This is a genomic window from Streptomyces sp. ActVer, from assembly GCF_027270795.1.
GTDB lineage: Bacteria > Actinomycetota > Actinomycetes > Streptomycetales > Streptomycetaceae > Streptomyces > Streptomyces umbrinus_A.
The window spans coordinates 1-9,476 of sequence record NZ_JAPWHT010000405.1; the positions used below are offsets into that span (position 1 = coordinate 1).

Below are 9,476 nucleotides of genomic sequence, written 5' to 3' on the forward strand. Positions count from 1 at the left end.
GCACCGGCGGCATCAAGTTCTGGGCCGTCAACGGCGCCGACGTACGCGGCAACTGGGTGCACGACAACCGCGGAACAGGGTTGTGGGCGGACACGAACAACAACGACTTCCGCATCGAGAACAATGTGATCGAGGCCAACGACGGTGCCGCGCTGATCTACGAGACCAGCTACAACGCGGTGATCCGGAACAACACGATCCGGCGGAACAACTGGGTCGAGGGCCGCAAGGGGGCCGACGGCGGAGACAACTTCCCGTACGCGACCGTCTACCTGTCCGAGTCCGGCGGCGAACCACGGATCCGGGCCCGTACCGACAAGATCGAGGTCTACGGGAACCTGCTGGAGAACAACTGGTCCGGAATCACCCTGTGGGAGAACGCCGACCGGTTCTGCAACAGCCCGGCGAACACCTCGTCCGGTGACTGCACGTTGCTGGTGCGGAACGCCGACCGCTGCGCGCAGCCGGCGATCGCCAAGGCACCGCTCTACAGCGACTGCCGGTGGAAGACCCAGCGGGTGGACATCCACGGCAACCGCTTCGTGCTGGACAAGTCCGTCGTCGAGTGCACGACGATGTGCGACCGAATGGCGGTGCTGTCCAACTACGGCACCTATCCGGACTGGTCGCCCTACAAGGGCGAGCGGGTGGCTGACGCGATCACCCTCAAACAGCACAACCGCTGGCACGACAACGTCTACCTCGGATCATGGAAATTCGTCGCCAACGACCCGGGCCGGGTGCTCACCTTCGACCAGTGGCAGGGCGGGACCTACCAGCAGGACACGGGCAGCACCCTCGGCCCACGGGCCGGTGGTTGAGATGGGCGGGGACCTGCGGCGTGGTGGGCTTCCGGGCGGACCGGACACGGCGGGCACGCGGCCCGGCGCCGAACCGCGCCCTGGCGGCACACCGAAGGTCGTCGGAATCGTCTGGGGGTTGCTGATCCTCAACACGCTCGGCTCCACCGGGGCGAAGACCATCATTCCGCTGCCCCGCTCCCTCATCCAGATGGTCACCATGGGTGCCCTGGTCGCCGCGTTCGCGCTGGCGCTGGCGGTCAATCTCCGGCTGCGCCTGCGAGCGAGCGCCTTCGTGTTCCTGCTCACCCTGCTGCTGGTGCTGAGCGTGATCTCCAGCGCGAACCTGGAGTCCGGGTTCGGCGCGCTGTTCCGCTGCGGCCGGCTGGCTCTCTTCGTCGGCACGCTGTGGCTGCTCAGCCGCTGGTGGGACGGCGGCCCGACGCTCGTCCGGCACCACATCCGGATGTACTTCGCGGTGCTCGGGTCGGTGGCCGCCGGCCTGGTCGTGTCACCGGGCGCGGCCATGCCCGAGCTCTACGGCGGACGCCTTGTCGGCGCGTTGTGGCCGCTCACCCCGCCGCAGATCGGACAGTACGCGGCGGTCGTCATCGGGCTCACCGTGCTGCTCGTACTGGGCCGTCGGACCGACAGGGCAAGCGCGGCGGTGGTCATCGTGCCGTCACTCGTCCTGCTCGTGCTGACCCATACCCGGACGGCCACCCTCGGGCTGCTCATCGGGTTGGCGTTGGCGATCGGCTCGCTCGTCCTGACCAGTGCCGCCGCCCGCCGGTTCTTCGTCTGGGCGGTGCTGTGCGCCACGGTGGCCGCGGTGGCGTTGAGTTCCGCGCTGCAGGCGTGGTTCCTGCGCGGGCAGAGCCAGGAGAACTTCTCCAATCTCACCGGTCGGGCCAAGGTCTGGGATGCCCTGCTGGCGGCGCCCCGGACGACCGCGGAGCAGCTGTTCGGCATGGGCCTGGGCGACAAGTCGTTCGGCGGGCTGCCGATCGACAACAGCTGGCTGGCCGTCTACCAGGAGCAGGGTCTGATCGGCGTCGCCCTGGTGGCGGCGATCATCATCGTCCTTGCCGGCGTCGCGTTGCTGCGGCCACCGTCGCTGTCGAGGGCCTGCGCGATCTTCCTGATCAGCTACTGCGCGATCGCGTCGTACACCGAGGCCGGTCTTGGCGACGCCTCGCCGTATCTGCTGCATCTGGCCGTGGCCGCCTCACTGCTGGCGACACCTGCCGCGGCCACCCGCCTCTCGACGCCCGAAGTCCCTCGACTCCCGACACCCGAAGCCCCGCGACGACACATCCCGCGATGGGCCAAAAGATCGGAGGCGACCTGAGCATGCACGTCCTCGTGGTGCACAACCGCTACGCCTCGGCACAGCCGAGTGGGGAGAACAAGGTCGTCGACCAGGAGGTCGCGCTGCTGCGCGAGGCCGGCCACCGGGTCGAGGTGTTCGAGCGGCGCAGCGACGACATCGCCGCCCGGTCCCTCCTTTCCAAGGCCGCGCTGCCGCTCCTCGTGCCGTGGAACCCGGCGGTCCGCACGGAGCTCGCCGCCCGGCTGCGCACCGAACGGCCGGACGTGGTGCACGTTCACAACGTCTTCCCGCTCCTGTCGCCCGCGGTCCTCGCCGCCTGCGCCGACGCCGACGTGCCCGCCGTCGCCACGCTGCACAACTACACCCAGGTCTGCCCACCCGGCACGCTGCAACGGGACGGCCGGCCGTGCACCGAGTGCGTCGGCTCCGCACCACTGCCCGCCGTCCGGCACGGCTGCTATCGGAACTCCCGGCTGGCGACGGTGCCACTCGCGGTCAGCCTGTCGGTCAACCGGCGGCGGTGGTGGTCCGGCGTGGAGCGGTTCTTCTGCCTCTCCGCGGCGCAGCGCGACGTCCTGGTGCGTGCCGGCATGCCGGCCGAGCGGCTCGCGGTGAAACACAACTTCGTGCCCGACCCGGGCGTCGGCCGGGAGGGCAGCGGCGAGCATCTGCTCTATCTCGGCCGGCTCGCGGAGGCCAAGGGGGTGCGGCTGCTCATGGCCGCGTGGGACGAGATCGCGGCGAGCGGCGGTGTGGGCGTGCCGCTCGTGATCGCCGGTACGGGGCCGCTGGAGCGGGAGGTGACCGCCTGGGCGGCGGGCCGCGACGATGTGCGCTACGTCGGCCTGTACGACACGGCGGAGTGCCGGAAGGCCGTCGCGCGGTCGGTCGCCGTGGTCGCTCCCTCGACGTGGCTGGAGGCGTTCGGCCTGGTGGTGGTGGAGGCGATGGCGGCGGGGGTCCCGGTCGTCGCCGCCGGTCACGGCGCCTTCGTCGAACTCGTCGAGGACGGGGTGACCGGGCTGCTGCACCGGCCGGGCGAGCCCGCCTCGCTCGCGTCCTGCATACGCCGGATCGCGGCCGAGCCGCCCCGCAACCGGGAGATGGGCCAGGCGGCCCGGCGCCGTTACGAGCTGGACTTCAGCCCGGCTGTCGGCCTTGAGCGCCTGGTGGAGGAGTACCGCACCGCGATCGCGGGCCGGTCCGGCGGCGGGGACAGCCCACCGCCGGTGCGGGACAAGAACACTGACTCGCGGCGGGGACACCGCGTGAGCAGGGGGGATGGGGAGAGCAGATGACACGATGCCGACTCTGCGGCTCGGAAGCGATGGCGAGCGTCGTCGACCTTGGGGCGACGCCACCATGTGAGAGCTTTCTCGCCGCGGACCAACTGGACAAGGCGGAGCCGACGTACCCGCTGCACCTGCGGGTCTGTACCGACTGCTGGTTGGCGCAGATCCCTCCGCTGATCACGCCGGAGGAGACGTTCAGCGAGTACGCGTACTTCTCCTCCTTCTCGACCTCCTGGGTGGAGCACGCGCGCGCGTTCGTCGCGGATGCCGTGCGGCGGGTGGGTCTCGGCCCCGACACCTTCGTGGTCGAGGTCGCGAGCAACGACGGGTACCTGCTGAGGCATGTGGTGGACCGCGGGATCCGCTGCCTCGGCGTCGAACCGTCGGTGAACGTGGGCGCCTCGGCGCGGGACGCGGGTGTGCCCACACTCACGGAGTTCCTGGACCCGGCCACCGGCGCCGCCGTCCGCGCGGAGCACGGCCCGGCAGACCTGGTCGTGGCCAACAACGTGTACGCGCACATCCCCGACGTGGTCGGCTTCACCCAGGGGCTGCGCGCCCTGGTCGCCGACGACGGCTGGGTCTCCATCGAGGTGCAGCACCTGCTGACCCTGATCGAGGAGAACCAGTACGACACGATCTACCACGAGCACTTCCAGTACTACACGGTCGCGTCCGCGATCCGAGCCCTCGCGAGCGGCGGACTCACGCTCGTGGACGTCGAGTTGCTGCCCACGCACGGCGGCTCCATCCGGCTGTGGGCCCGGCCGGCCGAGGTGGCCGGCGAGCCGACGCAGCGGGTGACCGACGTGCTGGACCGGGAGAAGGCCGCGGGGCTGCGGGAGCTGTCCGGTTACACCGAGTTCTCCGCCCGGGTGGCCAAGGTGCGCCGGGACCTCCTGCGGTTCCTCATCGAGGCGGCCGAGCGCGGCGAGACGGTCGTCGGCTACGGCGCCCCGGGCAAGGGCAACACCCTGCTCAACCACTGCGGTATCCGGCCCGACCTGCTCCCGTACACGGTCGACCGCAACCCCTACAAGCACGGCAGGTTCACCCCGGGCACCCGCATCCCGGTCCTGCCGCCCGAGCAGATAGCCGCCGACAAGCCGGACTACGTCCTCGTCCTCCCGTGGAACCTGCGGGCCGAACTGGTCGAGCAGTTGTCCTTCGTGCACGAGTGGGGCGGCCGGCTTGTCTTTCCCATCCCGGAACTGAGCATTGTCGAGGTCAAGCCATGAAGGTCGTCCTGTTCTGCGGCGGTTACGGGATGCGGATGCGCAACGGAACCTCCGACGACGTGCCCAAGCCGATGGCGATGGTCGGCCCGCGCCCGCTGATCTGGCACGTCATGCGCTACTACGCGTATTTCGGGCACACGGAGTTCATCCTGTGTCTCGGGTACGGGGCCCACCACATCAAGGACTTCTTCCTCAACTACGAGGAGACGGTGTCCAACGACTTCGTGCTGCGGGGCGGGCGGACCGAGCTGCTGTCCACCGACATCGCCGACTGGACCATCACGTTCGCGCAGACCGGCATCGAGTCGCCGATCGGGGAGCGGCTGCGCAGGGTGCGGCAGCACCTGGACGGTGACGAGATGTTCCTCGCCAACTACGCCGACGTGCTCACCGATGCCCCGCTGCCGGAGATGATCGACCGGTTCACCCTGCGCGACGCCGGTGCGTCGATGATGGTGGTGCCGCCGCAGTCCTCCTTCCACTGCGTGGAGTTGGGCGAGGACGGCCTCGTAGGGGGCATCACCGCGGTGAGCGAACTGCCGCTGTGGGAGAACGGCGGCTACTTCGTGCTCCGCCAGGAGGTCTTCGACCACATACCGGAGAACGGGGACCTGGTCGCCGACGGATGCGCCCAACTGGCCAAGCGCGGACGGCTGGTGGCGCACCAGCACCGTGGCTTCTGGAAGCCGACCGACACCGTGAAGGAGCGGGCCGCGCTCGACGACGCCTACACCCGGGGCGACCGCCCGTGGGCCGTGTGGGAACGGGACGGCGCGGGAGCGAACCCCGGGGTGAGAACCGCATGATCCAGCTCGGCACCGGGCCCATGGACCGGATCGTCGCGGTGGGCGCGCACTGCGACGACATCGCCATCGGCGCCGGCGGCACGCTGCTGACGCTGTGCCGGGCGCGGCCGGGCATCCGTGTCGACGCGCTGGTGCTCTCCGGCGGCGGCAGCGAGCGCGAGCAGGAGGAGGAGGCCGCGCTCGCCGCCTTCTGCCCGGGCGCCGACCTGCGGCTGACCGTGCACAAGCTGCCGGACGGCCGGCTGCCCGCGCACTGGGAGGAGGCAAAGGCCGCGGTCGAGGAACTGCGCGAGCGCACCGAGCCGGATCTCGTGCTGGCCCCGCGCACGGATGACGCGCACCAGGACCACCGCGGTCTGGCGCAGCTGATACCCACGGCGTTCCGCGACCACCTGGTCCTCGGCTACGAGATCGTCAAGTGGGACGGCGATCTCGGCCGTCCGACGGCGTACCAGCCGCTGTCGCCGGAGATCGCCGAACAGAAGGTGCGGCTGCTGCAGGAGCACTACCCCTCGCAGCGGCACCGGCCCTGGTACGACCGGGAGGCCTTCCTCGGCCTCGCGCGGATCCGCGGCATCGAATGCCACGAGCGATACGCCGAGGCGTTCGCCGTCACCAAACTCACGCTCGATCTGGGGGACTGAACCTTGCGCGTACTGCTGACCGGACACCAGGGCTACCTGGGAACCGTCATGGCCCCGGTCCTGGCGGCCGCCGGGCACGAGGTCGTCGGCCTCGACGCCGGCCTGTTCGCCGACTGCGTCCTCGGCCCGGCGCCCGCGGACCCGCCGGGGGTGCGGGTGGACCTGCGCGACGTCACGGCAGACCACGTGGCCGGGGTGGACGCCGTGATCCACCTGGCCGCGCTCTCCAACGACCCGCTGGGATCGCTGGCGCCGGACCTCACCTACGACATCAACCACCACGCCTCCGTACGGCTGGCCCGGCTGGCCCGCGACGCCGGAGTGCGGCGCTTCCTGTACGCGTCGACGTGCTCGGTCTACGGCGCCGCAGGCGGAGACGGCCTGGTGGCCGAGGACGCCCCGCTGCGCCCGGTGACGCCGTACGCGGAGTCCAAGGTGCGGGTGGAGGACGACCTGCACGCGCTGTCCGACGGCGACTTCACCCCGGTGTTCATGCGCAACGCCACCGCCTTCGGCTACTCGCCCCGGCTGCGCGCCGACATCGTGCTGAACAACCTGGTGGGGCATGCGCTGCTGTCCGGCGAGGTGCTTGTGCTCTCCGACGGCACCCCCTGGCGCCCGCTGGTGCACGCCGCCGACATCGCACGGGCCTTCGCGGCCGCCCTGACCGCGCCGCGGGAAGCGGTGCACGACCGGGCGTTCAACATCGGCAGCGAGACCAACAACGTCACGGTCGCCGAGATCGCCGAGCAGGTCGCCGAGGCGGTGTCCGGCGCGAAGGTGGTGATCACCGGAGAGCACGGCGCCGATCCGCGGTCGTACCGGGTGGACTTCTCCCGGTTCCGCGCCGCGATACCGGGCTTCGACTGCGAGTGGACGGTGAAGCAGGGCGCGCTCGAACTCGCTGACGCCTACCGGAAGTTCGACCTGACCCGGGAGAACTTCGAGCAACGCTTCACCCGTCTCGCCGTGCTGCGCGCGGCGTCCGAAGCCGACACCGTCGACGACACCCTGCGGTGGCGCCGATGACCACTGTCGGCGAGGAGATGTACGAGCTGGTGGAGCGGACGTACCCGCTCTGCCGGAGCATCACCGGCGACGGTGTGCGCGCCACCCTGGACATCGTCGGCGAGTACGTCCCGCTCCAGGTGCACGAGGTCCCGACCGGGACGCAGGTGCTCGACTGGACGGTGCCGCAGGAGTGGAACATCCGGGACGCGTACATCGCCGACCCCGCCGGGAACCGTGTCGTCGACTTCGCCGCGTCCAGCCTGCACGTGCTCGGCTACAGCGTGCCGGTGGCGAGGACCATGCCCCTGTCCGAGCTGCGCGCGCACCTGCACACCCTGCCGGACCACCCGAACTGGGTGCCGTACCGCACCAGTTACTACAAGCCGGAGTGGGGCTTCTGCCTGGCCCAGGAGACCCTGGACGCGATGCCGGACGGCGAGTACGAGGTGCGCGTCGACTCCACCCTCGCGGACGGCCACCTCACCTACGCCGAGCACGTGGTCCCCGGGCAGGTCCAGGACGAGGTGATCGTCTCCTGCCACGTCTGCCACCCGTCACTGGCCAACGACAACCTGGCCGGCATCGCGGTGGCGACGTTCCTGGCCAGGGCACTGGCGGAGCGGACGCCGTACTACACCTACCGGTTCGTCTACGCGCCCGGCACCATCGGGGCCATCACCTGGCTGGCCCGCAACGCGGAGCGGGTGGAACGGGTCAAGCACGGTCTTGTGCTGGCCTGCGCGGGCGACCCGGGCCAACTGACGTACAAGCAGAGCAGGCGCGGCGACGCGGAGATCGACCGGGTGATGCGGCACGTGCTGGCTGCCTCCGAACGCCCGCACCACATCACCGAGTTCACTCCCTACGGCTATGACGAGCGGCAGTACTGCTCACCCGGGTTCAACCTCGGCGTGGGGTCGCTCAGCCGGACCCCGTACGCCGGCTACCCCGAGTACCACACCTCGGCGGACAACCCGGACTTCGTCTCTCCGGAGGCGATGGCGGACACCCTTGCAGTCTGCCGCGAGGCGTTCGCCGTGCTCGACCGCAACCGGCGGTACGTCAACCTCAGCCCCTACGGGGAGCCACAGTTGGGCCGACGTGGGTTGTACGACGCGCTCGGCGGCCGCAGCGACACCAAGCAGGCCCAGATGGCCATGCTCTGGGTGCTCAGCCTCTCCGAGGGCGAACACAGTCTGCTGGACGTCGCCGAGCGGTCCGGGCTGCCGTTCGTCACCGTCGCCGCCGCGGCCGATGCCCTGCACGACGCCGGGCTGATCAAGACGTGACACCGATGACCACCGAGGGGGAGAAGCGGACCGCCAAGCGGGCCATGGTCGGCCGGCTGTCCTGGGGACTGGCCGACCAGGCGGCCTCCAGCATGACCAACTTCGCGGTGGGGATCTACGTGGCACGCTCGCTGGGGCTGGCCGCTTTCGGCGTGTTCAGCCTGGCCTGGCTGACCTACGGCGTGGTGCTCAACGTCTCCCGCGGCCTGGCCACCGACCCGCTCGTGGTGCGCTTCAGCGGCGTACCGACCGCGTCCTGGCGCGCGGCGGCGGCCCGGTCGTCGGGTGCCGCCCTCGGCATCGGTACCGCCCTCGGCGCCATGTGTCTGCTGGTCGGGCTGGGCCTGGGCGGCCGTGTGGGGCCCGCCTTCGTCTCCCTCGGCGTCGTACTGCCTGCGCTGTTGCTGCAGGACGCCTGGCGGTTCGCGTTCTTCGCGGCCGGCTCCGGGCAAAAGGCGTTCGCCAACGACCTCGTGTGGGGCGTCGCGCTCGTCCCGGCCATGGTGGTGGCGGCCCACGTGGGCAGCGTGGCCGCTTTCCTGCTCGCCTGGGGCGCGTCCGCCACGGTGGCCGCGGTGTACGGCTGCCTTCAGTCAGGCATCCGCCCCCGGATGACCGGGGCGCGCGGGTGGCTTCGCGAGCAGCGCGATCTCGGCTACCGGTACCTGGTCGAGAACGTCAGCCTCAGCGGCGCGAGCCAGCTGAGGGCGTACGGCCTCGGCGCCATCGTCGGGGTCGGCGCGGTCGGTGCGGTCCGGGGCGCCGAGCTCCTGCTCGGCCCGTTCCTCGCTCTGCTGATGGGGCTGTCGCTGGTCACCGTCGCCGAGGCTGCACGGGTGCTGCGGCAGGCCCCGCGTCAACTGAACAGATTCTGCCTCCATCTTGGCGGCGGGCAGGCCGCCGCCGCGCTGCTCTGGGGCGCGGCACTGCTGCTGATGCCGGACCGGGTCGGCGAGTTCGTGCTCGGCGGCGTCTGGAGCTCTGCCTCTGAACTCATCGTGCCGGCGACGCTCGGCGTCGCGGGCGCCGGCCTCGGCACCGGTGCGGCGGCCGGGCTGCGCGC

The 9,476-nt window shown here is 70.8% G+C and carries 9 protein-coding genes; all 9 read left to right on the plus strand.

From position 1 onward, the window contains the following. The coding region (locus tag O3Q52_RS41575) for a right-handed parallel beta-helix repeat-containing protein (protein ID WP_269653737.1) at positions 1-821 on the plus strand (821 nt) is incomplete at its 5' end. Position 822: 1 nt separating this feature from the next. Continuing rightward, positions 823-2,151 (plus strand): O-antigen ligase domain-containing protein, encoded by a 1,329-nt coding sequence (locus tag O3Q52_RS41580; protein WP_269653738.1) that lies wholly within the window; start codon positions 823-825, stop codon positions 2,149-2,151. A gap of 2 nt (positions 2,152-2,153) precedes the next feature. After that, positions 2,154-3,431: a glycosyltransferase gene (locus tag O3Q52_RS41585; RefSeq protein WP_269653745.1), complete on the plus strand. Its 1,278-nt coding sequence runs from the start codon at positions 2,154-2,156 to the stop codon at positions 3,429-3,431. Beyond that, positions 3,428-4,663, plus strand: coding sequence for a class I SAM-dependent methyltransferase (locus O3Q52_RS41590; protein WP_269653739.1), 1,236 nt, complete (start codon positions 3,428-3,430; stop codon positions 4,661-4,663). Before O3Q52_RS41585 ends, O3Q52_RS41590 begins: the two co-directional genes overlap by 4 nt. Beyond that, positions 4,660-5,469 (plus strand): glucose-1-phosphate cytidylyltransferase, encoded by an 810-nt coding sequence (locus tag O3Q52_RS41595; RefSeq protein WP_269653740.1) that lies wholly within the window; start codon positions 4,660-4,662, stop codon positions 5,467-5,469. Before O3Q52_RS41590 ends, O3Q52_RS41595 begins: the two co-directional genes overlap by 4 nt. Then, on the plus strand, positions 5,466-6,113 hold the full coding sequence (locus O3Q52_RS41600) for a PIG-L deacetylase family protein (protein WP_269653741.1): 648 nt from the start codon (positions 5,466-5,468) through the stop codon (positions 6,111-6,113). Before O3Q52_RS41595 ends, O3Q52_RS41600 begins: the two co-directional genes overlap by 4 nt. Before the next feature lie 3 nt (positions 6,114-6,116). Next, positions 6,117-7,142, plus strand: a complete 1,026-nt coding sequence (locus tag O3Q52_RS41605; protein WP_269653742.1) for an NAD(P)-dependent oxidoreductase — start codon at positions 6,117-6,119, stop codon at positions 7,140-7,142. Continuing rightward, a complete protein-coding gene (locus tag O3Q52_RS41610; protein ID WP_269653743.1) occupies positions 7,130-8,413 on the plus strand; it encodes a DUF4910 domain-containing protein in 1,284 nt (427 codons plus the stop codon). Before O3Q52_RS41605 ends, O3Q52_RS41610 begins: the two co-directional genes overlap by 13 nt. Positions 8,414-8,418: 5 nt before the next feature. After that, positions 8,419-9,476, plus strand: a 1,058-nt coding sequence (locus tag O3Q52_RS41615; RefSeq protein WP_269653744.1) for a hypothetical protein, incomplete at its 3' end; no start/stop codon positions are given.